This is a genomic window from Massilia oculi, from assembly GCF_003143515.1.
Taxonomy (GTDB): Bacteria; Pseudomonadota; Gammaproteobacteria; order Burkholderiales; family Burkholderiaceae_D; genus Telluria; species Telluria oculi.
Genome location: NZ_CP029343.1, coordinates 2,550,553 through 2,574,355 on the forward strand (window position 1 = coordinate 2,550,553; position 23,803 = coordinate 2,574,355).

Below are 23,803 nucleotides of genomic sequence, written 5' to 3' on the forward strand. Positions count from 1 at the left end.
GGAACCGTGCAGCGAGCGTTTCGGATGCACGTCAACCAGACTCTCACAAAGGAATCAACCATGAACACCCTCCGCAAGAACCTCGTGATCGCTCTTACCGCTGCCGGCCTGTTCGGCGCCACCATCGGCGCCCAGGCCCAGACCGCCGCTCCTGCCGAAGGCCGTCCGGCCTTGACGGCCGAGCAACGCCTGGCCAAGAAGGCCGAGTGGCAGGCCAAGGCCGGCGAGCGCCGCGCGAAAATGGAACAGCACCGCGCCGAACGCCAGGCCAAGCTGCGCGATGCGCTCAAGCTCAATGCGCAGCAGCAGCCGGCCTGGGACGCCTTCGTCGCCAGCATGGCGCCGCCGAAGAAGGGTGAGCGCGCCGGACGTGGCGACCGCGCCGCCTGGGCCAGCCTGAGCGCCCCACAGCGCATGGAAAAGCAGATCGCCATGCAGAAGGAGCGCACCGCGCGCATGGAAACGCGCCTTGGGGCCCTGAACAGCTTCTATGCCCAGCTGACGCCGGAGCAGCGCAAGACCTTCGACGAGCAGGCCAAGCACCGCAAGGGCCCGCGCCATCACGGCCATCACGGCAAGCCCGCGAACGCATAAGCTTCGCGTACATCGCAGCGTGGACGGCTTGTCACTTGGTCCACTGGACCAGGTGACTCCACGCGTCCAGCCAGCCGCCGCGTCAGCGCGCCAAGCGCTGCAACGAATTCAGGAACTTCTCCGCATTCTGGAAGCCGATCACCCGGCTATCCGCGATTTCCTTCCCCTGCCCGTCGAACAGGATGATGCCCGGCGGCCCGAACAGGCCGAAGCGCTTGAGCATGGCCTTGTCGTCGGCATCGTTGGCCGTCACGTCCACCTGCAGCAGCACGGTATCGGCCAGCTTTTGCTGCACGGCCGGGTCGACGAAGGTGAACTTCTCCATCTCCTTGCACGACACGCACCAGTCGGCATAAAAATCGAGCATCACGGTCTTGCCGGCGTTGGCCGCCAGCGCGGCGTCCAGCTGGGCCACGGTCTTGATGCGGCTGAAGACGAGCCCGTGGTTCTGCGGCGCGCCACCCAGGTGCGCCAGCGGCGCCCAGGCGTCGCGCCCGCCGCTGGCCACGCCCACCAGCTGGGTCGCCCCCAGCACGGCACAGGCCGCGCCGAACGCCATCGCCGCCCAATGGCGGGTATGGCGCAGCAGGTAGAAACCATACCCCAGCAGCAGCGCCGCCCACAGCAGCATCTGGGCCAGGCCCGGGATTACCGGCGACACCAGCCAGATCGCCATCGCCAGCATCAGCACGCCGAACAGGCGCTTCACCGATTCCATCCACGGCCCCACGCGCGGCAGCAGCGAACCGGCCGACAGGCCCACCAGCAGCAGCGGGATGCTCATCCCCACCGCCATCGAGAACAGCGCCGCGCCGCCGATCAGGACGTCGCGCGTCTGGCTGATGTAGACCAGGGCGCCGGCCAGCGGCGCCGCCACGCAGGGACCCACGATCAGGGCCGAAATGGCGCCCATGACGAACACGCCGGCCAGCTTGCCGCCCTGCTGGCTGTTGGATGCCTGCGTCAAACGGGTCTGCAAGGTGTTAGGCAGTTGTAACTGATAGAAACCGAACATCGACAGCGACATGGCCACGATCAGGGTCGCGAAGGCGCCCAGCACCCAGGGGTTCTGCAGCGCGGCGGCCAGGCCTTCGCCGGCCAGGCCGGCGGCGATGCCCAGCAAGGTGTAGACGATCGCCATGCCCAGCGAATACGCCAGCGACAGCACGAAGCCGCGCGAACGGCTCACGTGCCTGCCCTCGCCCACGATGATCGAGGACAGGATCGGCACCATCGGCAGCACGCAGGGAGTGAACGCCAGGCCCAGGCCGAGCAGGATAAAGGCCGGCACGATGGCCAGCAGGCTGCCGCCGCCGAGGATGCCGGCGATGGTCGACAGGTCCGATGCCGGCGCCACCGCGCTCGTGGCAGGCGCGCTGTCGGCCATCGGCTGCGAGGATGGCGGGGCCTGTCCCGCGCCGATCCCGATCGGCAATCCGGATGCGGGTTGGGCGCCGCCGGCGCCAAGGTTCACGCTGTGCTCCTGCGGCGGATAGCACAGGCCGGCGTCGGCGCAGCCCTGGCTGGTCGCAGTCAGGGTGAACGGGCCCGTACCCTCGACCGGGATGCGGATGACCAGGGTGCCGGTATGGGTCTCGAGATCCTTTTCGAAGGTCGGGTCGTACTTCACCTTGCCCTGCGGAATCCGCGGCTCGCCCAGCGTGACGCCGGCGCCGCTGGCCTGGAAGGCGAAGCGCTCGCGGTACATGTAGTACGCGGGGGCGATGACGTAGGTGATCTCGGCGGTCTGCGGGTCCGCCATGCGCGCGTCAAAACGGAAGGCGACGGCGGGGTCCAGGAAGTCCTGCTGGGCGCGGGCTGGCGTAGCGGTGAACAGGAAGAAGACGGCGAACAGCGTCAGGCAGGCCTGGAGCAGGCCACGAACGTAGGATCGGTACATGGTGGTCGTTGAGTTGTTACTGCACCGGCATGGTACACCCGGACCTAGTTTCACGCCGGAACTCATTTGGAATCGACGAAAAAAAAACCAGGCCAAAGGCCTGGTCTTTCAGTCGTCGGACTACCGATTACTCGGCGGTCGGTGCTTCTTCAGCCGAGGTGACTTCTGGACGGTCCAGCAGTTCGACGTAGGCCATAGGAGCATTGTCGCCAACGCGGAAACCCATCTTCAGGATACGCAGGTAGCCGCCGTTGCGGTTTGCGTAGCGAGGACCCAGCTCAGCGAACAGCTTCTGGACCATTTCGCGGTCGCGCAGGCGAGCGAAGGCCAGGCGCTTGTTGGCCAGGGTGTCGGTCTTGCCCAGGGTCAGGATCGGTTCGATGACGCGACGCAGTTCCTTGGCTTTCGGGACGGTGGTCTTGATGGCTTCGTGACGCAGCAGCGAAACAGTCATGTTGCGCAGCATTGCCAGACGGTGGGACGAGGTACGGTTCAGTTTACGAAGGCCGTGACGGTGACGCATGGTATTTCCTTTCGGGTGTTTTCAAATCCAGTTCTTCGATCGTTCAGGCTTGCGCATGACCGCGGACCGGTTCGGTTGGTTTTTACTACGGTTTTATCATCCAAAAAGGATCCGGCTCTGCCGGTCCTTTTTGGCTGTTACCACCCGAAAGTAGGGGTGTACTTTCGGGTGAATGCTATTACTTTTCCAGGCCGGCTGGTGGCCAGTTCTCGAGTTTCATGCCCAGGGTCAGGCCGCGCGAAGCAAGGACTTCCTTGATTTCGTTGAGCGACTTGCGGCCCAGGTTCGGCGTCTTGAGCAGTTCGTTTTCCGAACGCTGGATCAGGTCGCCGATGTAGTAGATGTTTTCCGCTTTCAGGCAGTTGGCCGAACGGACGGTCAGTTCCAGGTCGTCGACCGGACGCAGCAGGATCGGATCGACCAGCGGTGCGCGCGATGGCGCTTCGGCGGCGGCCTCGGTGCCTTCCAGGGCGGCGAACACGTTCAGCTGGTCGACCAGCACGCGCGCCGACTGGCGGATCGCTTCTTCCGGGGTGATGACGCCGTTGGTCTCGATGTTGATGATCAGCTTGTCCAGGTCGGTACGCTGCTCGACACGGGCCGATTCCACGGCATACGACACGCGGCGCACTGGCGAGAACGACGCGTCCAGGATGATGCGGCCGATGGTCTTGTTGGTGTCTTCCGACAGGCGGCGGACGTTGCCCGGCACGTAGCCGCGGCCTTTTTCGACCTTGATCTGCATGTCCAGCTTGCCGCCTGCGGTCAGGTGGGCGATGACGTGGTCCGGGTTGATCAGTTCGACGTCGTGCGGCAGGTCGATGTCCGAAGCCAGGACGGCGCCTTCGCCTTCCTTCTTCAGGGTCAGGGTGACGGAATCGCGGTTGTGGACCTTGAAGACCACGCCTTTCAGGTTCAGCAGCAGGTCGACCACGTCTTCCTGCACGCCATCCAGCGACGAGTATTCATGCACGACACCAGCGATCGTCACTTCGGTCGGCGCATAGCCCACCATCGACGACAGCAGGACGCGACGCAGTGCGTTGCCGAGGGTGTGGCCATAGCCACGCTCGAACGGCTCCATCACGACTTTCGCGTGGCCGGCGCCCAGTGCTTCGACGTCGATGATACGTGGCTTCAACAAACTATTTTGCATGAATGAGTCCTTTTCAATACCCTCGGCTCGTTACACCGATAAGGCTGATGGCTTTAAAGAGAACGCCTGCGTGAGCAGGCGGTAAAACGAATCCTGTGCGACGAGGGTGATGGAAACTTCGATCCGGGGATTGTCTGTTCGCTGCAAGGCCGATCCGGGATCGCTGCGCTTGCCCTACCACCACGTCGTTCCCGCGAAGGCGGGAATCCAAGCTTTGCGACTCCGGATGCATGACTTGGATCCCCGCCTGCGCGGGGGCGACTGCCCAAGAGCCGACTTGCAGTCGGCTCTGTCGCAGTCATTAACGCGAGTACAGTTCGACGATCAGCGCTTCGTTGACGTCAGCAGCGATTTCGTTACGCTCTGGGAACGAACGGAAGGTGCCTTCCAGCTTCTTCGCGTCGACCGAGACCCAGCTCGGGAAGCCGACTTGTTCAGCCAGCGACAGCGCTTCAGCGATACGCACTTGCTTCTTGGCTTTTTCACGAACAGCGATCACGTCGCCGGTCTTGACCTGGTACGAAGCGATGTTCACGACGTTGCCGTTCACGGTGAAGGCCTTGTGGCTCACCAGCTGGCGTGCTTCGGCGCGGGTCGAGCCGAAGCCCATGCGGTAAGCGACGTTGTCCAGGCGCGATTCCAGCAGCTTCAGCAGGGTTTCGCCGGTGTTGCCCTTGCGGCGGTTCGCTTCAGCGAAGTAGCGGCGGAACTGACGCTCCAGCACGCCGTAAATACGCTTGACCTTCTGCTTTTCGCGCAGCTGGTTGCCGTAGTCCGAGGTGCGGGCACCCGACTTGACGCCGTGCTGGCCTGGCTTGACGTCCAGTTTGCACTTCGAATCGAGCGAACGACGTGCGCTCTTCAGGAACAGGTCGGTGCCTTCACGGCGCGACAGTTTTGCTTTTGGTCCGATATAACGTGCCACGTTAGATTTCCTTTAATATTTGATCACGCCCCAGCGATGCATCGGCAAATCCCATGCACCCAGGCGCTAGTCCGGCTCTGCATGAGGCCGGACGTGGCTTACAACATCGCCCGCCGCAAGAGCAGCAGGCGACAAGAGCCGGGCAGTATAACCCATTTCTGGGCAACTGCACCGGCGATCTCGTAAAACACAACGGGGCTTGCGCCCCGTGCGTCGATATCGATGCGCGGGAGAGCGGCGGACCGCCCTACCCTGGCGCATCAGATACGGCGACGCTTCGGCGGACGGCAGCCGTTGTGTGGAACTGGGGTGACGTCCTGGATCTCGGTGATCTTGATGCCGAGGTTGTTCAGGGCGCGCACGGCCGATTCACGGCCTGGGCCTGGGCCCTTGATGCGCACTTCCAGGTTTTTCACGCCCGATTCCTGAGCGACCTTGCCTGCAGCTTCGGCAGCGACCTGAGCCGCGAACGGGGTCGATTTGCGCGAACCCTTGAAGCCGGCGCCACCGGAGGTTGCCCACGACAGGGCGTTGCCCTGGCGGTCGGTGATGGTGATGATCGTGTTGTTGAACGAAGCGTGCACGTGGGCGATGCCCTCGGCAACGTTCTTCTTCACTTTCTTGCGCACGCGTGCTGCTGCTGCGCTGCTTTGTTGCTTGGCCATAGTCGGTTCCTAGATTATTTCTTGAGCGATTGAGCTGCCTTGCGCGGACCTTTACGGGTACGAGCATTGGTGCGGGTACGCTGACCGCGGACCGGCAGGCCCTTACGGTGACGCATGCCGCGGTAGCAACCCAGGTCCATCAGACGCTTGATGTTCATGGACAGCTCGCGGCGCAGGTCACCTTCCACGACAAACTTGCCGACTTCGTCGCGCAGTTTCTCGAGTTCGTTATCGTCCAGGTCCTTGACCTTCTTGTTGGTCGCGATACCGGTTGCGTCGCAGATCTTCTGCGAACGCGGACGGCCAATACCGTAGATAGCCGTCAGGCCGATAACGGTGTGCTGATGATTTGGGATGTTAACCCCTGCAATACGTGCCATTCGTTATTCCTCGATTAACCTTGACGCTGCTTGTGACGCGGCTCGACGCAGATCACACGGACCACGCCTTTGCGCTTGATGATCTTGCAGTTGCGGCAGATCCGCTTGACTGAAGCGTTAACTTTCATTTTGCACTCTCTTCGGTTCGTTTACTTGATGATGTTTTTACTTGGTGCGGAACACGATGCGGGCCCGGGACAGGTCATACGGAGTCAACTCCACCGTCACCTTGTCACCCGGGAGGATGCGGATATAGTTCATCCGCATTTTACCCGAGATATGCCCCAGGACCACATGGCCGTTTTCCAGCTTTACGCGGAACGTCGCGTTTGGGAGATTCTCGAGGATCTCCCCCTGCATTTGGATGACGTCGTCTTTTGCCATTCGCTCTATGCACTCCCCCGCTTATCGCGTAGGAACTCCACCCTTGAAGTTAGCCTTACGCAGCAGGGAATCATATTGCTGCGACATGACGTAGTTCTGCACTTGTGCCATGAAGTCCATCGTCACCACCACGATGATCAGGAGCGACGTGCCACCGAAGTAGAAGGGAACCTTCCACTGTGCGGTCATGAACTCCGGCACCAGGCACACCAGGGTGATATAGACTGCACCGGCCAGGGTCAGGCGCATCAGGATCTTGTCGATATAGCGCGCGGTCTGCTCGCCCGGACGGATGCCCGGAACAAACGCGCCGCTCTTCTTCAAGTTGTCCGCCGTTTCCTTGCTGTTGAATACCAGCGCGGTGTAGAAGAAGCAGAAGAACACGATCGCCACCGCATACAGCAACGCGTGGATTGGCTCGCCTGGCGCCATCGACGCCGCCAGATCCTTCAGGAACCCGATCACGGGGCCGGACGAATCCTTGCCGCGCGTGAACCAGTCGACGATCGTCGCCGGGAACAGAATGATCGACGATGCGAAGATCGGCGGGATCACGCCTGCCATGTTCAGCTTCAAGGGCAGGTGGCTGGTTTGGCCACCGTAGATCTTGTTGCCGACCTGACGTTTCGCGTAATTGACCAGGATCTTGCGCTGTCCGCGTTCCACGAACACCACCGCATACGTCACCGCAGCCACCAGGACCACGATCAGGATGGCCGAGAAGCTGCCGATCGAGCCGTTCGAGACCAGGGTGAACAAGCCGCCCAGGGCCGAAGGCAGACCTGCTGCGATGCCGGCAAAGATGATGATCGAAATGCCGTTGCCAAGACCACGCTCGGTGATCTGCTCGCCCAGCCACATGAGGAACATGGTGCCGGTCAGGAGGGTAACGACGGTCACGAAGCGGAAGCCGAGGCCAGGGTCGATGACCAGGCCAGGCTGCGCCTCGAGCGCGACTGCGATGCCGAACGCCTGGAACAGAGCCAGCGCAACCGTGAAGTAACGGGTGTACTGGGTGATCTTGCGGCGGCCGGCCTCGCCCTCTTTCTTCAACGCCTCGAGTTGCGGCGAGACGATCGATGCAAGCTGCATGATGATCGAAGCCGAAATGTAAGGCATGATGCCGAGCGCGAACACGGTAAAGCGGGACAAGGCGCCACCCGAGAACATGTTGAACATGCCCAGGATGCCGCCCTCGTTCTGCTTGAACAGCGCAGCGAGCTGCACCGGGTCAATCCCGGGAACCGGGATGTGAGCACCGATGCGGTACACGACCAATGCGCCAAGCAAAAACCACAGCCGGCCCCAGGGGAATCCGGAAGCGGCGCTTTTACCAAGTTGTGAATTAGTCGCCAATTTTTGCTCCGATCAGGCAGCGGCCGCTTTACGCGACCGAGCCGCCAGCTGCTTCGATCGCTGCTTTCGCGCCAGCGGTCGCTTTCAGGCCCTTGAGGTTCACCGCTTTGGTGATCTCGCCGGACAGGATGACGCGCACGTCGCGTGCCACGACCGGCAGGATGCCTGCCTGCTTGAGCACCAGGATGTCGACGTCGCCGACAGCCAGGTTGTTCAGGTCGGACAGACGAACTTCAGCCTTGAAGGTCGCGTTCAGCGATTTGAAGCCGCGCTTCGGCAGACGGCGCTGCAGAGGCATCTGACCGCCTTCGAAGCCGACTTTGTGGAAGCCGCCCGAACGCGATTTCTGACCCTTGTGACCACGGCCGGCGGTCTTGCCCAGGCCGGAGCCGATGCCGCGACCGACGCGACGCTTGGCGTGCTTGGCGCCTTCGGCTGGTTGAATGGTATTGAGTTCCATTGATTTCTCCGTTCGCAAGCCCGAGGGCTTACGAAACAACTTTCACGAGGTACGCGACTTTGTTGATCATGCCACGCACGGCTGGGGTGTCTTGCAGCTCGGAGACCGAGTTGACGCGACGCAGGCCCAGGCCACGCACGGTAGCGCGGTGGTCTTGACGGGTACCGATCAGGCCCTTGACGAGCTGAACTTTAACGGTGTTTGCCATGTGAGTTCTCCTTAACCGACGATGTCTTCGACCGACTTGCCGCGCTTGGCAGCGATGTCAGCCGCGGTGCTCATCTTCGACAGGCCGTCGAGGGTTGCGCGCACCAGGTTGTAAGGATTCGACGAACCGGTCGACTTGGCGACCACGTCGGTCACGCCCATCACTTCGAAGATAGCGCGCATTGCGCCACCAGCGATCACGCCGGTACCAGGTTTCGCTGGCATCATCATGACGCGCGAGGCGCCGTGACGACCGGACACGGTGTGATGCAGGGTACCGTTCTTGAGCGGGACCTTGATCAGGTTGCGGCGGGCTTCTTCCATCGCTTTTTGCACGCCGACAGGAACTTCCTTCGACTTGCCCTTGCCCATGCCGATGCGGCCATCGCCGTCACCGACAACGGTCAGCGCTGCAAAACCCATGATACGACCACCCTTGACCACTTTGGTCACGCGGTTGATCGCGATCATTTTTTCGCGCATGCCATCATCCGGCTTGTCGCTTGCCATTTTCGCTTGCATTTTTGCCATGACGATTCTTCCTTAGAACTTCAGACCGGCTTCACGCGCGGCTTCCGCCAGCGCCTTCACACGGCCGTGGTAACGGAAACCCGAGCGATCGAACGCAACTTCGGTGATTCCTGCTTTCAGTGCTTTTTCTGCGACGCGCTTGCCGACCAGGGCGGCTGCAGCAGCGTTGCCGCCGGCGCCGGTCTTGCCAGCCAGTTCGGCGCGCACTTCCGCTTCCAGGGTCGAAGCCGACACCAGTACTTTTGCGTCCGGGCTGATCAGGTTCGCATAGATGTGCAGGTTGGTGCGGTGAACCGACAGACGGTTCACGCCCAGCTGGGCGATCTTGATGCGGGTTTGACGTCCACGACGCAGACGCGATTCTTTCTTGTCCATCGTCAGCTCCGATTATTTCTTCTTGGTTTCTTTAAGCTTCACCACTTCGTCCGAATAACGGACGCCCTTGCCCTTGTAAGGCTCAGGAGCGCGGTAAGCGCGAACTTCGGCGGCAACCTGGCCGACCTTCTGGCGATCGATACCCTTGATCACGATTTCGGTCGGGGTCGGGGTCACAGCGGTGACGCCTTCCGGCATCGCGTGCAGGACCGGGTGCGAGAAGCCCAGCGACAGGTTCAGGGCGTTGCCCTGCACTGCTGCCTTGTAGCCCACGCCGACCAGGTTCAGCTTCTTCTCGAAGCCCTTGGTGACGCCGACGACCATGTTGTTGACCAGGGCGCGCAGGGTGCCCGACATGGCGTTCGATTCACGCGACTCGTCGATCACGTCGAAGGTCAGCGTGCCATTGTTGTTTTCCACTTTGACCAGGCCGTTCAGGGCTTGGGTCAGGGTGCCCAGCGGGCCCTTGACGGTGATCGACGACGCGTTGATCGCGACTTCGGCACCGGCAGGGACGGCGATTGGCATCTTAGCTACTCGAGACATCGTCTACTCCTTAAGCCACGTAGCAAATCACTTCGCCACCGACGCCGGTAGCACGTGCTTTGCGGTCAGTCATGACGCCTTGCGGGGTCGAGACGATAGCCACGCCCAGGCCGTTCATGACGGTTGGGATCTCGTCCTTGCCCTTGTAGATGCGCAGGCCTGGACGGGAAACGCGCTCGAGGCGCTCGATGACCGGACGGCCGGTGTAATACTTCAAACCGATTTTCAGTTCCGCTTTGCCGCCTTCGGACGACACTGCGAAATCTTCAATGTAACCCTCGTCCTTCAGGACGTTGGCAATGGCAACCTTGACTTTCGACGACGGCATTGCGACCGAGGTTTTCTGAACAACTTGTGCGTTGCGAATGCGGGTCAGCATATCGGCGATAGGATCGCTCATACTCATTGCTTATTCTCCTATTACCAGCTAGCTTTGGTCATACCCGGAATTTCGCCCTTCATGGCGAATTCGCGGAGTTTGGTACGGGCCAGACCGAATTTACGGAAAGTGCCACGTGGACGGCCGGTCATGGCGCAGCGGTTACGCTGGCGGGTCGGGGCCGAGTTGCGCGGCAGAGCCTGCAGCTTCAGGCGCGCTTCGTAACGTTCTTCTTCCGACTTCGACTGGTCGTCGATGATTGCTTTCAGAGCGGCACGCTTCGCGGCGAATTTCTCCACCAGGTCTGCACGCTTCTGTTCGCGGTTAATCAGTGCAAGTTTTGCCATGCTCTTAGTTCCTGAACGGGAATTTGAAGGCGGCGAGCAGCGCTTTGGCTTCTTCGTCGGTCTTAGCAGTCGTGGTGATCGAGATGTTCATGCCACGCAGCGCATCGATCTTGTCGTAGTCGATCTCTGGGAAGATGATCTGCTCTTTGACACCGATGTTGTAGTTGCCACGGCCGTCGAACGATTTGCCGCTCACGCCACGGAAGTCACGCACGCGCGGCAGGGCCACGGTGATGAAACGGTCCAGGAATTCGTACATGCGGGCGCCGCGCAGGGTCACCATCGTGCCGATCGGGTAGCCTTCGCGGATCTTGAAACCTGCGATTGCCTTGCGAGCCTTGGTCACGACTGGCTTCTGGCCAGCGATCTTGGTCAGGTCGCCGGTAGCGTGCTCGATGATCTTCTTGTCGGCGACTGCTTCCGACAGACCCATGTTCAGGGTGATCTTGGTCAGGCGCGGCACTTCCATCACCGACTTGTAGCCGAATTTCTCGGTCAGTTCGGCGACGACTTTGTCTTTGTAAATTGCTTGGAGACGGGCCATTTCTTATTACCCTTTCACTACTTCGCCGTTCGACTTGAAGACGCGGACTTTCTTGCCGTCCTGGTCTTTGAAGCCAACGCGATCTGCCTTGCCGGTCGCGGCGTTGAACAGCGCGACGTTCGACACGTGAATCGGCATAGTCTTGTCGACGATACCACCAGTAACACCGGTCATCGGGTTCGGCTTGGTCGCTTTCTTAGCGACGTTGACGCCTTCGACGATGACGTGTTCAGCGTCTACACGCTTCTGAACGACGCCACGCTTGCCCTTGTCCTTACCGGTCAGAACGATGACTTCGTCGTTTTTACGAATCTTATCCATGTCGCGTATCCTTACAGAACTTCAGGTGCCAGGGACACGATCTTCATGAACTTCTCGGTACGCAGCTCGCGCGTCACCGGTCCGAAGATACGGGTACCGATCGGCTCCAGCTTGGCGTTCAGCAGGACGGCGGCATTGCCGTCGAACTTGACCAGGGAACCATCCTGGCGGCGCACACCCTTGGCGGTACGCACAACCACGGCATTGTAAATTTCACCTTTCTTGACGCGGCCACGTGGGGCAGCGACTTTCACGGTGACCTTGATGATGTCGCCAATGCTCGCGTAACGGCGCTTCGAGCCGCCCAACACCTTGATGCACAGAACTTCCTTGGCACCGGTGTTGTCGGCTACTTCGAGCCGGCTTTCGGTTTGAATCATAGTATTTTCTTTCCCAACTTAAGCCGTAGAAAACCCCACGGAAACCCATGGGCCTGCGGTCAGTCTTGGTCCCGCCGTGCCGCCCCTGCTGGAGCACCACGATTGGGTGATTGGACTTTCCAATAACGCATTCGTTACAGGCCGCACTTGCCGAGGGGACAAACTGCGGCAACACATGAACGAAGCCCGCTAGTATCTCAGATACCAGCGGGCCACGCAAGACAAATTTTCTAGATACTTACAGTACCTGTGCGACTTGCAACACTTTGGTCACAGTCCACGCTTTCGTCTTCGAGATCGGGCGACCTTCTGCGATCTCGACGGTGTCACCGATTTTCGCTTCGTTCGCTTCGTCGTGCGCGTGATACTTGTTCGAGCGCACGATGATCTTGCCGTACAGCGGGTGCTTGACGTGACGTTCGATCAGCACGGTCACCGTCTTGTCCATTTTGTCGGACACGACTTTGCCGACCAGCGTACGCTTCAGCGCCGTTTTAGTGGTGTCGTTCATTTGGCTTCCTTCGTGTTCATCACAGTCTTCACACGCGCGATATCGCGACGTACTTTCTTGAGCTGCGCGGTGTTACCGAGCTGCTGGGTAGCGACTTGCATGCGCAGACCGAACTGGGCCTTCAGCAGCTCGTTCAGCTCCTTCTGCAGCGCTTCCTGGTCTTTGCCGCGGAGTTCCGATGCTTTCATATTCAACTCCTGTTATTGGCCAACTTGGCGCACCACGAAGGTGGTAGCCAGTGGCAGTTTGGCAGCGGCCAGGCGGAACGCTTCGCGCGCCAGTTCTTCAGCGACGCCGTCCATCTCGTACAGGACTTTGCCTGGCTGGATTTCAGCGACGTAGTATTCCGGATTACCCTTACCGTTACCCATACGGACTTCGGCCGGCTTGTTCGAGATCGGCTTGTCCGGGAAGATACGGATCCAGATACGACCGCCACGCTTGATGTGACGGGTCATGGCACGACGAGCCGCTTCGATCTGGCGTGCGGTGATACGGCCGCGGGCAACTGCCTTCAGGCCGAATTCGCCGAACGACACAGCGGTGCCGCGGGTGTGCGAAATGCCGGTGTTACGGCCTTTCTGCTCTTTACGATATTTCCTGCGCGATGGCTGCAGCATGCTTATTCTCCTGCTTTCTCAGCTGCCGGCTTGGCAGCGGCGCGGCGGCCCGCTGGAGCGGCACCTGGCTTCGCGCCTGGACGTGGACGGCTGCCTGGCTTGCCGTCGTCACGACGTGGGCCGCGTGGCTTCTTCTCGTCCGGCGGGGTGTCGATCACAGGTGCTTCGCCCGTTGGGGAGCGGTCGCCCTTGTAGACCCAGACCTTGACGCCGATGATGCCGTAGGTGGTCGATGCTTCGCTGGTGCCGTAGTCGATATCGGCGCGCAGGGTGTGCAGAGGCACACGGCCTTCGCGGTACCATTCGGTACGTGCGATTTCGATGCCGTTCAGGCGGCCCGACGACATGATCTTGATGCCGACGGCGCCCAGGCGCATTGCGTTCTGCATTGCGCGTTTCATGGCGCGGCGGAACATGATGCGCTTTTCGAGCTGCTGCGAGATCGAATCGGCGATCAGCCGCGAATCGATCTCTGGCTTGCGGATCTCTTCGATATTGACGTGCACAGGCACGCCCATGATCTTCGCCAGCGAAGTCTTCAGCACTTCGATGTCTTCGCCTTTTTTACCGATCACGACGCCAGGACGCGACGAGTAAATGGTGAAGCGTGCGTTCTTGGCAGGACGCTCGATGACGATGCGGCCGACCGAAGCGTTCTTCAGCTTCTTTTTCAGGAAAGCGCGAGCTTCCAGGTCTTCTTTCAGCATGTCAGCGAAGTTGCCGTTACCAGCGTACCAGCGCGATGCCCAGTTACGGGTGACCGCCAGGCGGAAGCCGGTTGGGTGGATTTTCTGACCCATCGTGTGACTCCTTAGTTACCGACAGTCACGTAGATGTGACAGGATTGTTTCGAAATGCGATCGCCGCGGCCTTTTGCACGTGCAGTAAAGCGCTTCAGGATCGGGCCCTTTTCGACGTAGATCTGGGTGACTTTCAGCTCGTCGATGTCCGCGCCATCGTTGTGTTCCGCGTTGGCGATCGCCGACTCGAGAACCTTCTTGATGATGGTCGCGCCCTTTTTCGGGCTGAACTGCAGAATGTTGAGTGCTGCGTCAACTTTCTTGCCACGAATCAGGTCGGCGACCAGGCGGCCTTTTTGTTCCGACAGGCGCACGCCTTTGAGGATTGCTTTAGTTTCCATTATCGTTTCGCCTTCTTGTCAGCGGCGTGGCCCTTGAACGTACGGGTCAGCGCGAATTCGCCGAGCTTGTGGCCGACCATGTTCTCCGACACGTACACAGGCACGTGCACCTTGCCGTTGTGGACGGCGATCGTCAGACCGATGAAGTCGGGGGTGATCGTCGAGCGGCGCGACCAGGTTTTGACTGGCTTCTTGTCTTTGCTCGCTTGCGCGGCTTCGACTTTTTTCACCAGGTGGGCGTCAATGAACGGCCCTTTTTTCAATGAACGAGTCATGATTTATCCTTATTTCTTGCCGCGGCGCGAGACGATCATCGACGAAGTGCGCTTGTTCGAACGCGTCTTCTTGCCCTTGGTCTGCTGGCCCCATGGCGACACTGGATGACGACCAGCTGCCGTACGACCTTCACCACCACCGTGCGGGTGATCGATCGGGTTCATGACCACACCGCGGACGGTAGGACGAACACCGCGCCAGCGCATCGCGCCAGCCTTGCCGATCTTGCGCAGGCTGTGCTCGGCGTTGCCGACTTCACCCACGGTTGCACGGCACTCGATGTGCACGCGACGGACTTCACCCGAGCGCAGGCGAACCTGGGCGTAGGTGCCTTCACGGGCCATCAGCACGACGCCGGCGCCGGCGGTACGGGCCATCTGGGCACCCTTACCTGGCAGCATTTCGACGCAGTTCATCACGGTACCGACCGGGATGTTGCGGATTGGCAGGCAGTTACCGGCCTTGATCGGCGCTTCCGAGCCGTTCATGACGGTGTCACCGACCGACAGACCCTTGGTGGCGATGATGTACTGACGCTCGCCGTCCGCGTAGCACAGCAGTGCGATGTGCGCGGTACGGTTCGGGTCGTATTCGATACGCTCGACCTTGGCAGGAATGCCGTCCTTCTGGCGCTTGAAGTCGACCAGACGGTAGTGCTGCTTGTGACCACCGCCTTTGTGACGGGTGGTGATGTGACCGTTGTTGTTACGGCCGGCGGTTTTCGATTTCTTTTCAACCAGGGCTGCGAGCGGACGGCCTTTGTACAGGCCTTCGGTCACAACTTTCACCATGCCGCGACGGCCTGGGGAGGTTGGCTTCATCTTAACGAGTGCCATTATTTAGCCTCCTCGACAAAATTGATTTCCTGGCCTGGCTTCAGGCACACGAAAGCACGCTTGGTGTGGTTGCGACGGCCGGTGAAACGACCCGAACGCTTTTGCTTGCCTTCGCGGTTCACGGTTTGCACCGATTCCACTTCGACCTTGAACAGCAGTTCGACGGCAGCCTTGATTTCTGGCTTAGTCGCGTCAGGCAGGACCTTGAACACGATCTGCTCGTTCTTTTCCGCGACGAAGGTAGCCTTCTCGGAAATGATCGGAGCCAGCAGCACCTTCATCAGGCGCTCTTCGCTGAATTTGATTGCGGCGCTCATGCGTACATCTCCTCGATCTTGGCCAGAGCAGCTTTCGTGACCAGGACTTTTTTGTAGAACACCAGCGACATCGGATCAGCGTGCTTCGGCTCGACGACCAGCACGTGCGGCAGGTTGCGCGATGCCAGTTCCAGGTTCTCATCGATGGTGTCGGTGATCACCAGGACCGATTCCAGGCCCATGGTCTGCAGTTTTTGCGACAGCAGCTTGGTCTTTGGAGCTTCGATCGACAGGTTCTCGACCACGTTCAGGCGGCCTTCGCGAGCCAGTTGCGAGAAGATCGAGCAGATACCTGCACGGAACATCTTCTTGTTAACTTTGTGCGAGAAGTTCTCGTCCGGGGTGTTCGGGAAGATACGACCACCGCCGCGCCACAGTGGCGACGACGACATACCAGCACGAGCGCGGCCGGTGCCTTTCTGGCGCCATGGCTTCTTGGTCGTGTGGTGGACTTCTTCACGGTCCTTCTGCTTGCGGTTGCCGCTACGTGCGTTGGCGGCGTAGGCGACGACGATCTGGTGGATCAGGGCTTCGTTGTATTCACGACCGAACACTTCGTCGGTTGCTGCAACGTTGGCGCCAGCTTGACCTTGCTCATTCAGGAGCTTCAGTTCCATGCTTACGCTCCTTTCTTGGCTTTGGTTTTGACAGCTGGCTTGACGACCACTTGGCCGTTCTTCGCGCCAGGAACGGCACCTTTGACCAGCAGCAGCTGGCGGTCGGCGTCGATGCGAGCGATTTCCAGGTTCTGGGTGGTGACGGTAACGTCGCCCATGTGACCGGTCATGCGCTTGCCTGGGAACACGCGGCCTGGATCCTGGGCCATACCGATCGAGCCAGGAACATTGTGCGAACGCGAGTTACCGTGGGTAGCACGGCCCGAAGCGAAGTTGTAACGCTTGATGGTACCGGCGTAGCCCTTACCGATCGAGGTGCCTTGCACGTCGATTTTCTGGCCCACTTCGAACATCGAAGCATCAATGGTGTCGCCGGCTTTGAGTTCAGCGGCTTTGGTGGAATCGATGCGGAATTCTTTCAGCATCGTACCGGCTTCGACGCCAGCTTTGGCGTAGTGACCGGCGGCGGCCTTGGTCACGCGGGAAGCGCGACGTTGACCGAAGACGACCTGAACTGCGGTGTAGCCATCAGTTTCAGGGGTTTTGACTTGTGCGACACGGTTGTTCGACACGTCCAGCACGGTGACAGGGATCGAATCGCCGTCATCCGTAAAGATACGCATCATGCCAACCTTGCGACCGAGGAGGCCCAGGCTCATTTTTTCTCCATTCCCACCTACGATTGGGCGGGGGTAGTTGAACTACTAAAAAATACGGGTCAAAAAAGACAGACCCATACCGAAGCCGGCTAGTATAGCGCGCAAAAGGCTTCGGCGCAACAGGAAAAATCGGAGTCGAGACCGGCCTGTTGCGCTTTTCGCATTCACTGGAGAAAGAAGAATCCGCTCTAGCCGAGCGGCACAGAAAAGGCACACCGCTGCGCCTTTTCTCTACAGGCTACGACCATTGCTGGGAGCCTGCGATCTGGAAGTCTGGTGGGCGGTGCAGGATTCGAACCTGCGACCCCTTGGATGTCGACCAAGTATTCTAACCAGCTGAACTAACCGCCCGGGGAGCCGAATTATAAGTGCCTGGCTTGAAGTTTTGCAATAGCTTTTTTCGCGTGCTCGTCAATTTCCTGCGGCGCCGACGACGGCCCGCGCCTGCGTTCCAACGGAATCGCCGGTTGAAGATGTCGGCTCGAAATGCTATTGTACAAATGTATTTCGAGGGGCGGCTGCGTCGCGCGCACCTGCGCACGTGATTTCCGGCATCCATGCCGGCGCTGCCCTCCCTCCTCCGCCTGGCGGTTCCCCGACGTGTCGATCGCGCATTCCACTACAAGAGAGCGCAGGTCCGCGTCCCGCCTTTCTCCGGCCCGCGCGCCTCCCCGGCGAGCACCGTGGGCCCAGACCTGGTCCGCCACCCAACTCATGGCTCATGGGCGGACGCATCGCTGCAAAGGATGAAGAATGACTGTCATTGAAACACGCCACTGGCCGCGCCAGCTCGATCCCTCACGCCTGGTCCTGGCTACCGACCTCGACGGCACACTGCTGGCCGGCACCCACGAGGCGCGGCGCCGCATCCGCGAACTGTTTTCCGGCGCCCTGCCGGAGGCGAAACTGGTGTTCGTCACCGGCCGCGGCCTCGAAACCGTCATCCCGCTACTGTCCGACCCGACGGTGCCGCGGCCCCACTACATCATCGCCGACGTCGGCGCCACCATCGTCGACGCCGACCTGCGGCCGGTCGAACCGCTGGCGCAGGAGATCGCGGCGCGCTGGCCGGGCACGCAGGCGGTGCTGAAGGCGCTGGCCGGCTTCCCGGACCTGGTGCGCCAGTCGGTGCCGCAGGAGCGCCGCGTCTCTTTCTACGCCACCGAGGAGGCCCTGACGCCTGAGCTCCGGAATGCCGTCGACGACCTCGGCTGCGACCTGCTGTTTTCGGCCGGCCGCTACCTGGACGTGCTGCCGCGCGGCGTCGGCAAGGGCGTCGCGGTGCGCCGCCTGGCGGAAGTCGCCGGCTTCGATCCGGCCCATATCGTGGTGGCCGGCGACACCCTGAACGACCTGTCGATGTTCGAGGCGGGTTTCCGCGGCGTGGTGGTCGGCGCCGCCGAACCGGCGCTGGTGCAGGCGGTGCGCAAGATGCCGCGCGTGGTGGTGGCCGACGCCGCCGGCTGCGGCGGCATCCTGCAGGCCTTCGGCCGCCATGGCCTGCGCCTGGACGACGGAAGCGAAGCGCTCGAGGCCATCTCGTATGGCGAGGCCGAACTCGTCATGGTCTACCACCGCCTGCCCTATGACGAAGTGGTCGAAGGCGGCGTCACCCACCAGCGCCGCCCGAAAAGCCCGAACGGCATCATGCCGACCCTGCTCAGTTTTTTCGCCGGCGGGCGCAAGGGCTCGTGGGTCGCGTGGTCGCAGCAGGCCAGCCGCACGCCCAGCGGCTTCATCCCGCACGTCGCCTTCGATGCGCAGCACTACCCGCAGCTCAAGGCGGCCCGGATTCCCCTGACGGCGGACGACATCGACCAGTTCTACAAGAAGTTCTCGAAAGAGGCGTTCTGGCCGATCATCTTTTCCTTCCCCGATAAAGCCGAATTCCGCCAGGACCACTGGGAACGCTTCCTGGAAGTGAACCGCCTGTTCGCCGAGCAGACCGCGCGCGAGGCGGCGCCCGGCGCCACCGCCTGGATCCACGACTACAACCTGTGGATGGTGCCGGCCTTCCTGCGCCCGCTGCGGCCCGACCTGACGATCGCCTTCTTCCATCACACCGCCTTCCCCTCCAGCGACGTGTTCAACATCCTTCCGTGGCGCAACGACATCATCGGCAGCCTGCTGCAGTGCGACTACGTGGGCTTCCACATCCCGCGCTACGTCGAGAACTTCGTCGATGCCGCGCGCTCCTGCGCGCCGGTCGAGGTGCTCGACGCCGTGCCGTGCGCGCCGCGCTACCTGACCTTCGGTTGCGCCCTGGGCGTGGACCGCATGCACACCGCGCTCGAGGTGGGCGGACGCCGGGTCACGCTGGGCGCCCATCCGGTGGGCACCAACGCCGGCCTGATCGAAGACCTGGTCAGGAGCGACGACGTCCAGCGCCAGATCGTCGAATGGGACGAATACCTGGATGGCCGCACCGGCATCATCTCGATCGAGCGCCTCGACTACGTGAAGGGATCGCTGGAAAAGCTGCAAGCCTACGAGCGCATGCTCGAACAGCATCCCGAGCTGCTGGGCAAGGTCATGCTCATCAATATCATCACGCCGGCGGCATCGGGCATGGAGATCTACGACAGCCTGCGCGAGGAACTGGACCGCACCGTGGGCCGCATCAACGGCCGCTTCTCGACCCTGGACTGGGTACCGGTGCGCTACTTCTACCGCTCGCTGCCGTTCGAGGAAGTCGTGGCCCACTACGCCGCCTGCGACGTCGCCTGGATCACGCCGCTGCGCGACGGCCTGAACCTGGTGGCGAAGGAGTACGTGGCCACCCGCCACGCCGCCGGCCGGCCGGGCACGCTGGTGCTGTCCGAATTCGCCGGCGCCGCCGTCGAGCTGCATGGCGCGCTGCTGGTGAACCCGTATGACAGGAACGCGATGAGCGCGACCCTCTACAACGCACTGACCATGGGCGCCGACGAAGTGGCCTACCGCTCCGGACGCATGGCGGCGATCGTGAACGACCGCGACGTGGCGCGCTGGGGCGACGACTTCCTGGCCGCGCTGTCGGCCCTGCCGTCATCCGGCCCGGAGGACGGGCAGGAAGAGCGTTCCGCCGCCTGAAGCTTCACCGTTGAAATGAAAGGGAAATGAAACCGTGATGGAATACGTCATCCTCAAGAATCCGGTCGCCGACTGGCTGGTCGCGCTGGTCGTGGTCGCGGCCGTGGCGGCGGGCCTCGACGCCGTCAAATCGATCCTGGCGCGGCGCCTGGCGGCGCTGGCGTCGCGCACCGACGCCAAATGGGACGACATCGCGGTCGCCGCGCTGCGCTCGACCAAGCTGCTGGTGCTGGTCATCGTCGGCATCTACGCCGGCGCCAGCTTCCTGGCGCTGCCGGACAAGGCGCATCTGTTCATTGGCCGCATCGCCATCACGGCGGTGCTGTTCCAGGTCGCGATCTGGGGCGACCACGCGCTGCGCACCTGGCTCAAGGCCAAGCGCGCCGAGGGCACCACCGATCCGGACCGCATCACCTCGTCGGCCGCCATCACCTTCCTGGTGCGGGTGCTGCTGTGGGCGGTGGTGGCCCTGATGGTGCTGGACAACCTGGGCGTCAACATCACCACCCTGGTCGCCAGCCTGGGGATCGGCGGTATCGCCATCGCGCTGGCGGTGCAGAGCATCCTGGGCGACCTGTTCGCCTCGCTCTCCATCGTGCTCGACAAGCCCTTCGTGGTGGGCGACTTCATCATCGTCGACAAGATGCTCGGCACCGTCGAGAAGATCGGCCTGAAGACCACCCGCGTGCGCAGCCTGTCCGGCGAGCAGATCGTGTTCTCCAATAACGACCTGCTCAAGAGCCGCATCCAGAACCTGCGCCGCATGGAATCGCGCCGCGTCGTGTTCCAGTTCGGGGTATCGCACCTGACGCCGGCGAGCCTGCTGCGCGGCCTGCCGGAGATGGTCCAGGAGATCGTCGCGGCCCAGCCGCAGGTGCGCTTCGACCGCGCCCACCTGGCCGGCATCGCGGCGCCGGTATTCAACTACGAGGTGGTGTACTACGTCGACAACACCGACTACACCGTCTACATGAACGTGCAGCAGGAGATCTACCTGAGCATCCTCGCCGGCCTGGAGGAGCGCGGCGTGTCGCTGGCCCTGCCGGTCCAGCTGGTGCGGCTGGCGCGCGAGCCGGCGCAGGCCGGGGCGGCCCAGGCGGAAGCGGCGCCGGCGCAGGTCGGCGTCATGCGCGACGGCGTCATGCGCGATAGCGCTGACGCGGCCCGGGCCGCCTAGTTCCCAAGCCCGCGCAGGCGGGCTACCATGGCGGCATGGACACCACGCTTCTCGATGCGGTACGCCGCTTCGCCGACGACCATGCCGATGCCGGCGGCGTGGCGCGCACGCCCATTCCCGGCCTGGTGGCGATCCGCCAGGCCGGGCGGACGGAACTGAGCTACCAGATCCAGCGCCCCCTGGCCTGCCTGGTCCTGCAGGGAAGCAAGCATGTCGCCATCGGCGCGCAGTCATTCACCTTCGGGGCCGGCGATTCGCTGCTGGTCATGGCCGACGTGCCGACCTCCAGCCAGGTAACCCGGGCCAGCGCCGCGGCGCCCTATTACTCGCTGGTGCTGGACCTCGATCCCGCGGTGATCGCCGGACTGGCGACCGAGATGGCGACGTTGGAAGAAGCCGACGACCGGCCGGTGCGCGGCGAAGCCACCGACAACCACGTGCGCGACGCCGCCCTGCGGCTGATGCGCCTGGTCGAGCGGCCGGCCTCGATCCCGGTGCTGCAGGACGCCCTGGTCCGCGAATTCCACTACTGGCTGCTGCTGGGGCGCCACGGCGCCGCGATCCGCCGCCTCGGCCTGCCCGACAGCCATGTGCGGCGCGTGGCGCGCGCGGTCGCCGTCCTGCGCCGCGACTATGCGCGGCGGCTGCCGGTCGAGGAACTGGCGGCCCTGGCCGGCATGAGTCCCTCGTCCTTCCACCACCACTTCCGCGCGGTGACCTCGCTGACGCCGCGCCAGTTCCAGAAGCAGCTGCGCCTGATCGAGGCGCGCCGCCTGATGCTGGCCGAGGGCGCCAGCGCCAGCCACGCCGCGCATACCGTCGGCTATGAGAGCGTGCAGCAGTTCACGCGCGAGTATGGGCGCATGTTCGGGCTGCCGCCGATGCGCGCGGTCAACGCCGCCCAGGGGCGGTTGCAGACCGCTTAAATCACCTGGCCGCCCGACACCTCGATGCGCTGGCCATTGATCCAGCGGTTCTCTTCGCCCAGCAGGCTGGCGATCATCGGGCCGATATCGTCCGGCACGCCGACCCGCCCGAGCGCCGTCATGCCGGCGAAGACGCCGTTCAGGTCCGGCGTGTCGCGCACCGCGCCGCCCAGGAAATCGGTCTCGATCGCGCCCGGCGCCACCGTGTTGACGGCGATGCCGCGGCTGCCCAGTTCCTTCGCCAGGTAGACGCTCAATACCTCGACCGCCCCCTTCACCGCCGCATAGGCGCCGAAGCCGGGGAAGGAAACCCGGGTCAGTCCGCTCGACATGTTGACGATGCGCCCGCCGTCGGCCAGCAGCGGCAGCAGGGCCTGGGTCAGGAAGAACACGCCCTTGAAGTGGACGTCGACCAGGCGGTCGAACTGCGCCCGCGTGGTGTCGGCGATGGCCGCCATGTCGCCGTGACCGGCATTGTTGACCAGGTGGTCGAAGCTGTCGCGGCCCCAGGTGTCGCGCAGGCTTGCGCGGAGCAGGTCCGCGAAGTCCGCGAAACCGTCCATATTGCCCACGTCGAGCCGCAGCGCCAGCGCCTGGCGGCCCATGGCGCGGATCTGCCCGACCACGGCCTCGGCTTCCTGCGCGCGGCTTTGATAAGTGATGACGACGTCGCCGCCCTTCTTCGCGATGTGCAGCGCGGTGTTGCGGCCCAGGCCGCGGCTGGCGCCGGTGACGAGTGCGATCTTGTTCATGCTGTGCTCCTTCAGATGGGGTGGAAGAGCAACCAGTATCGGGTTGGCGCATGCTCTCCCGTTGCCGGAAGCTGGTTCGTTTTTGCCTGATCCTCCAAATTCTCAAATGTGACATTCGCGGAGCTTCCGCAGGGCGTAAGTACGTACATGCCTCTATGAAAAATGTTGAAATCCGCGCGGCCCGGCCCCATGTACAATTAATCAATTACCGCCTATATTGGCGGATGCAATCCCGATGGCGGCAGGTATATCGCCGTCCATGTCATCCCTCAACGGAAAAGGAGTTCGCATGGCAATCAGTCTGCAAAAAGGTGGCAACGTCAACCTGAGCAAGGAAGCACCGGGCCTGTCCAAGGTCATCATCGGCCTGGGCTGGGATCCCCGCTCGACCGACGGTTCCGCCTTCGACCTGGACGGCAGCGCCTTCCTGCTGAAGGCCGACGCCAAAGTCCGCGGCGACACCGACTTCATCTTCTACAACAACCTGAAATCGAGCGACGGCTCGGTGACCCACGCCGGCGACAACACCACCGGCCAGGGCGATGGCGACGACGAAAAGCTGACGGTCGACCTGGCGCGCGTGCCGGCCGACATCGACAAGGTCTCGTTCTGCGTCACCATCCACGATGCCGATGCGCGCCGCCAGAACTTCGGCCAGGTGGGCAAGGCCTATATCCGCTGCCTGAACGCCGCCGGCGAAGCCGAGATCGCGCGCTACGACCTGTCCGAGGACAGCTCTACCGAAACCGCGATGATCTTCGGTGAGCTGTACCGCGCCGGCAGCGAATGGAAGTTCCGCGCCGTCGGCCAGGGCTTCAAGGGCGGCCTCGGTCCGCTGGCACGCTCGTTCGGCGTCAACGTCTAAGAGTTTCACAGGGAGCTTCCATCCCCTGAGGGTCCGCGCCGTCCGGCGTGGGCCTGCAACG

The 23,803-nt window shown here is 62.3% G+C and carries 35 protein-coding genes and 1 tRNA gene; 5 read left to right on the forward strand and 31 right to left on the reverse strand.

From position 1 onward, the window contains the following. Nucleotides 1-60 precede the first annotated feature (60 nt). Nucleotides 61-594: a Spy/CpxP family protein refolding chaperone gene (locus tag DIR46_RS11765; protein ID WP_109345398.1), complete on the forward strand. Its 534-nt coding sequence runs from the start codon at nucleotides 61-63 to the stop codon at nucleotides 592-594. A gap of 82 nt (nucleotides 595-676) precedes the next feature. Here DIR46_RS11765 and dsbD read toward each other — a convergent pair whose 3' ends face one another. The 30 genes from dsbD to DIR46_RS11915 form a co-directional block, all read right to left on the reverse strand. After that, the gene (gene dsbD, locus DIR46_RS11770; RefSeq protein ID WP_109345399.1) at nucleotides 677-2,494 is read right to left on the reverse strand and encodes a protein-disulfide reductase DsbD; all 1,818 of its coding nucleotides are present in this window, start codon (nucleotides 2,492-2,494) and stop codon (nucleotides 677-679) included. Between the two features lie 127 nt (nucleotides 2,495-2,621). Beyond that, nucleotides 2,622-3,017: a 50S ribosomal protein L17 gene (gene rplQ / locus DIR46_RS11775; protein ID WP_005663400.1), complete on the reverse strand. Its 396-nt coding sequence runs from the start codon at nucleotides 3,015-3,017 to the stop codon at nucleotides 2,622-2,624. 178 nt (nucleotides 3,018-3,195) lie between these two features. Then, nucleotides 3,196-4,173 (reverse strand): DNA-directed RNA polymerase subunit alpha, encoded by a 978-nt coding sequence (locus DIR46_RS11780; RefSeq protein WP_005663401.1) that lies wholly within the window; start codon nucleotides 4,171-4,173, stop codon nucleotides 3,196-3,198. Nucleotides 4,174-4,474: 301 nt separating this feature from the next. Beyond that, on the reverse strand, nucleotides 4,475-5,098 hold the full coding sequence (gene rpsD, locus DIR46_RS11785) for a 30S ribosomal protein S4 (protein WP_005663403.1): 624 nt from the start codon (nucleotides 5,096-5,098) through the stop codon (nucleotides 4,475-4,477). Nucleotides 5,099-5,358: 260 nt separating this feature from the next. Further along, entirely contained in the window at nucleotides 5,359-5,763 is a 405-nt protein-coding gene (rpsK, locus tag DIR46_RS11790) for a 30S ribosomal protein S11 (protein ID WP_005663404.1), read from the reverse strand. A 14-nt stretch (nucleotides 5,764-5,777) separates the two neighbouring features. After that, nucleotides 5,778-6,143, reverse strand: coding sequence for a 30S ribosomal protein S13 (gene rpsM, locus DIR46_RS11795; protein ID WP_005663405.1), 366 nt, complete (start codon nucleotides 6,141-6,143; stop codon nucleotides 5,778-5,780). A 14-nt stretch (nucleotides 6,144-6,157) separates the two neighbouring features. Next, nucleotides 6,158-6,271, reverse strand: coding sequence for a 50S ribosomal protein L36 (gene rpmJ / locus DIR46_RS11800; RefSeq protein ID WP_005663407.1), 114 nt, complete (start codon nucleotides 6,269-6,271; stop codon nucleotides 6,158-6,160). Between the two features lie 37 nt (nucleotides 6,272-6,308). After that, on the reverse strand, nucleotides 6,309-6,527 hold the full coding sequence (infA, locus tag DIR46_RS11805) for a translation initiation factor IF-1 (protein WP_005663428.1): 219 nt from the start codon (nucleotides 6,525-6,527) through the stop codon (nucleotides 6,309-6,311). 21 nt (nucleotides 6,528-6,548) lie between these two features. Next, entirely contained in the window at nucleotides 6,549-7,883 is a 1,335-nt protein-coding gene (gene secY, locus DIR46_RS11810) for a preprotein translocase subunit SecY (RefSeq protein WP_005663430.1), read from the reverse strand. Between the two features lie 28 nt (nucleotides 7,884-7,911). Further along, nucleotides 7,912-8,343, reverse strand: a complete 432-nt coding sequence (gene rplO, locus DIR46_RS11815) for a 50S ribosomal protein L15 (RefSeq protein ID WP_005663434.1) — start codon at nucleotides 8,341-8,343, stop codon at nucleotides 7,912-7,914. A gap of 28 nt (nucleotides 8,344-8,371) precedes the next feature. Then, complete coding sequence (gene rpmD / locus DIR46_RS11820) at nucleotides 8,372-8,551, reverse strand: 50S ribosomal protein L30 (protein ID WP_005663436.1); 180 nt, start codon at nucleotides 8,549-8,551, stop codon at nucleotides 8,372-8,374. 11 nt (nucleotides 8,552-8,562) lie between these two features. Then, nucleotides 8,563-9,081, reverse strand: coding sequence for a 30S ribosomal protein S5 (gene rpsE / locus DIR46_RS11825; protein ID WP_005663437.1), 519 nt, complete (start codon nucleotides 9,079-9,081; stop codon nucleotides 8,563-8,565). 12 nt (nucleotides 9,082-9,093) lie between these two features. Then, nucleotides 9,094-9,456: a 50S ribosomal protein L18 gene (rplR, locus tag DIR46_RS11830; protein WP_109345400.1), complete on the reverse strand. Its 363-nt coding sequence runs from the start codon at nucleotides 9,454-9,456 to the stop codon at nucleotides 9,094-9,096. A gap of 12 nt (nucleotides 9,457-9,468) precedes the next feature. After that, nucleotides 9,469-10,002 carry a 50S ribosomal protein L6 gene (rplF, locus tag DIR46_RS11835; protein WP_109345401.1) on the reverse strand — a complete coding sequence of 178 codons (534 nt, stop codon included), beginning with the start codon at nucleotides 10,000-10,002 and terminating at the stop codon, nucleotides 9,469-9,471. A 10-nt stretch (nucleotides 10,003-10,012) separates the two neighbouring features. Next, entirely contained in the window at nucleotides 10,013-10,408 is a 396-nt protein-coding gene (gene rpsH, locus DIR46_RS11840) for a 30S ribosomal protein S8 (protein ID WP_005663442.1), read from the reverse strand. A 14-nt stretch (nucleotides 10,409-10,422) separates the two neighbouring features. Continuing rightward, entirely contained in the window at nucleotides 10,423-10,728 is a 306-nt protein-coding gene (gene rpsN / locus DIR46_RS11845; RefSeq protein ID WP_005663444.1) for a 30S ribosomal protein S14, read from the reverse strand. Between the two features lie 4 nt (nucleotides 10,729-10,732). After that, nucleotides 10,733-11,272 (reverse strand): 50S ribosomal protein L5, encoded by a 540-nt coding sequence (gene rplE, locus DIR46_RS11850; protein WP_005663447.1) that lies wholly within the window; start codon nucleotides 11,270-11,272, stop codon nucleotides 10,733-10,735. Between the two features lie 6 nt (nucleotides 11,273-11,278). After that, nucleotides 11,279-11,593, reverse strand: coding sequence for a 50S ribosomal protein L24 (gene rplX, locus DIR46_RS11855; RefSeq protein WP_005663448.1), 315 nt, complete (start codon nucleotides 11,591-11,593; stop codon nucleotides 11,279-11,281). 11 nt (nucleotides 11,594-11,604) lie between these two features. Next, nucleotides 11,605-11,973 (reverse strand): 50S ribosomal protein L14, encoded by a 369-nt coding sequence (rplN, locus tag DIR46_RS11860; protein WP_005663451.1) that lies wholly within the window; start codon nucleotides 11,971-11,973, stop codon nucleotides 11,605-11,607. A gap of 238 nt (nucleotides 11,974-12,211) precedes the next feature. Continuing rightward, nucleotides 12,212-12,484, reverse strand: coding sequence for a 30S ribosomal protein S17 (gene rpsQ / locus DIR46_RS11865; protein WP_005663453.1), 273 nt, complete (start codon nucleotides 12,482-12,484; stop codon nucleotides 12,212-12,214). Continuing rightward, on the reverse strand, nucleotides 12,481-12,672 hold the full coding sequence (gene rpmC, locus DIR46_RS11870; protein ID WP_109345402.1) for a 50S ribosomal protein L29: 192 nt from the start codon (nucleotides 12,670-12,672) through the stop codon (nucleotides 12,481-12,483). Before rpmC ends, rpsQ begins: the two co-directional genes overlap by 4 nt. Nucleotides 12,673-12,684: 12 nt before the next feature. Then, complete coding sequence (gene rplP / locus DIR46_RS11875) at nucleotides 12,685-13,104, reverse strand: 50S ribosomal protein L16 (protein ID WP_005663456.1); 420 nt, start codon at nucleotides 13,102-13,104, stop codon at nucleotides 12,685-12,687. Nucleotides 13,105-13,106: 2 nt separating this feature from the next. Further along, complete coding sequence (gene rpsC / locus DIR46_RS11880; protein ID WP_109345403.1) at nucleotides 13,107-13,904, reverse strand: 30S ribosomal protein S3; 798 nt, start codon at nucleotides 13,902-13,904, stop codon at nucleotides 13,107-13,109. A gap of 11 nt (nucleotides 13,905-13,915) precedes the next feature. After that, on the reverse strand, nucleotides 13,916-14,248 hold the full coding sequence (gene rplV / locus DIR46_RS11885; RefSeq protein WP_174348348.1) for a 50S ribosomal protein L22: 333 nt from the start codon (nucleotides 14,246-14,248) through the stop codon (nucleotides 13,916-13,918). Beyond that, on the reverse strand, nucleotides 14,245-14,520 hold the full coding sequence (gene rpsS / locus DIR46_RS11890) for a 30S ribosomal protein S19 (protein ID WP_109345404.1): 276 nt from the start codon (nucleotides 14,518-14,520) through the stop codon (nucleotides 14,245-14,247). The genes rplV and rpsS overlap by 4 nt, the downstream gene beginning before the upstream one ends. Nucleotides 14,521-14,529: 9 nt before the next feature. Beyond that, complete coding sequence (rplB, locus tag DIR46_RS11895; protein ID WP_071360721.1) at nucleotides 14,530-15,357, reverse strand: 50S ribosomal protein L2; 828 nt, start codon at nucleotides 15,355-15,357, stop codon at nucleotides 14,530-14,532. Next, entirely contained in the window at nucleotides 15,357-15,674 is a 318-nt protein-coding gene (gene rplW / locus DIR46_RS11900) for a 50S ribosomal protein L23 (RefSeq protein WP_005663466.1), read from the reverse strand. Before rplW ends, rplB begins: the two co-directional genes overlap by 1 nt. Continuing rightward, nucleotides 15,671-16,291, reverse strand: coding sequence for a 50S ribosomal protein L4 (gene rplD / locus DIR46_RS11905; RefSeq protein WP_005663467.1), 621 nt, complete (start codon nucleotides 16,289-16,291; stop codon nucleotides 15,671-15,673). Before rplD ends, rplW begins: the two co-directional genes overlap by 4 nt. A 2-nt stretch (nucleotides 16,292-16,293) precedes the next feature. Beyond that, nucleotides 16,294-16,950, reverse strand: coding sequence for a 50S ribosomal protein L3 (gene rplC, locus DIR46_RS11910; RefSeq protein WP_109345405.1), 657 nt, complete (start codon nucleotides 16,948-16,950; stop codon nucleotides 16,294-16,296). Between the two features lie 274 nt (nucleotides 16,951-17,224). After that, nucleotides 17,225-17,301, reverse strand: a tRNA-Val gene (locus tag DIR46_RS11915). A gap of 402 nt (nucleotides 17,302-17,703) precedes the next feature. Between DIR46_RS11915 and ggpS the strand changes: the two genes are divergently transcribed. The 3 genes from ggpS to DIR46_RS11930 are packed head-to-tail and all read left to right on the forward strand — an operon-like array spanning nucleotide 17,704 to nucleotide 22,125. After that, nucleotides 17,704-20,022, forward strand: coding sequence for a glucosylglycerol-phosphate synthase (ggpS, locus tag DIR46_RS11920; RefSeq protein WP_109345406.1), 2,319 nt, complete (start codon nucleotides 17,704-17,706; stop codon nucleotides 20,020-20,022). Nucleotides 20,023-20,059: 37 nt separating this feature from the next. After that, complete coding sequence (locus tag DIR46_RS11925; protein WP_229446577.1) at nucleotides 20,060-21,199, forward strand: mechanosensitive ion channel family protein; 1,140 nt, start codon at nucleotides 20,060-20,062, stop codon at nucleotides 21,197-21,199. Nucleotides 21,200-21,234: 35 nt separating this feature from the next. After that, nucleotides 21,235-22,125 carry an AraC family transcriptional regulator gene (locus DIR46_RS11930; protein ID WP_109345407.1) on the forward strand — a complete coding sequence of 297 codons (891 nt, stop codon included), beginning with the start codon at nucleotides 21,235-21,237 and terminating at the stop codon, nucleotides 22,123-22,125. On the opposite strand, the gene DIR46_RS11935 is transcribed toward DIR46_RS11930, so the two are convergent. Next, nucleotides 22,122-22,877, reverse strand: a complete 756-nt coding sequence (locus DIR46_RS11935; RefSeq protein ID WP_109345408.1) for an SDR family oxidoreductase — start codon at nucleotides 22,875-22,877, stop codon at nucleotides 22,122-22,124. The two genes, DIR46_RS11930 and DIR46_RS11935, sit on opposite strands and share 4 nt — an antisense overlap. A gap of 289 nt (nucleotides 22,878-23,166) precedes the next feature. Between DIR46_RS11935 and DIR46_RS11940 the strand changes: the two genes are divergently transcribed. Next, nucleotides 23,167-23,742 carry a TerD family protein gene (locus tag DIR46_RS11940; protein ID WP_109345409.1) on the forward strand — a complete coding sequence of 192 codons (576 nt, stop codon included), beginning with the start codon at nucleotides 23,167-23,169 and terminating at the stop codon, nucleotides 23,740-23,742. Nucleotides 23,743-23,803 lie beyond the last annotated feature (61 nt).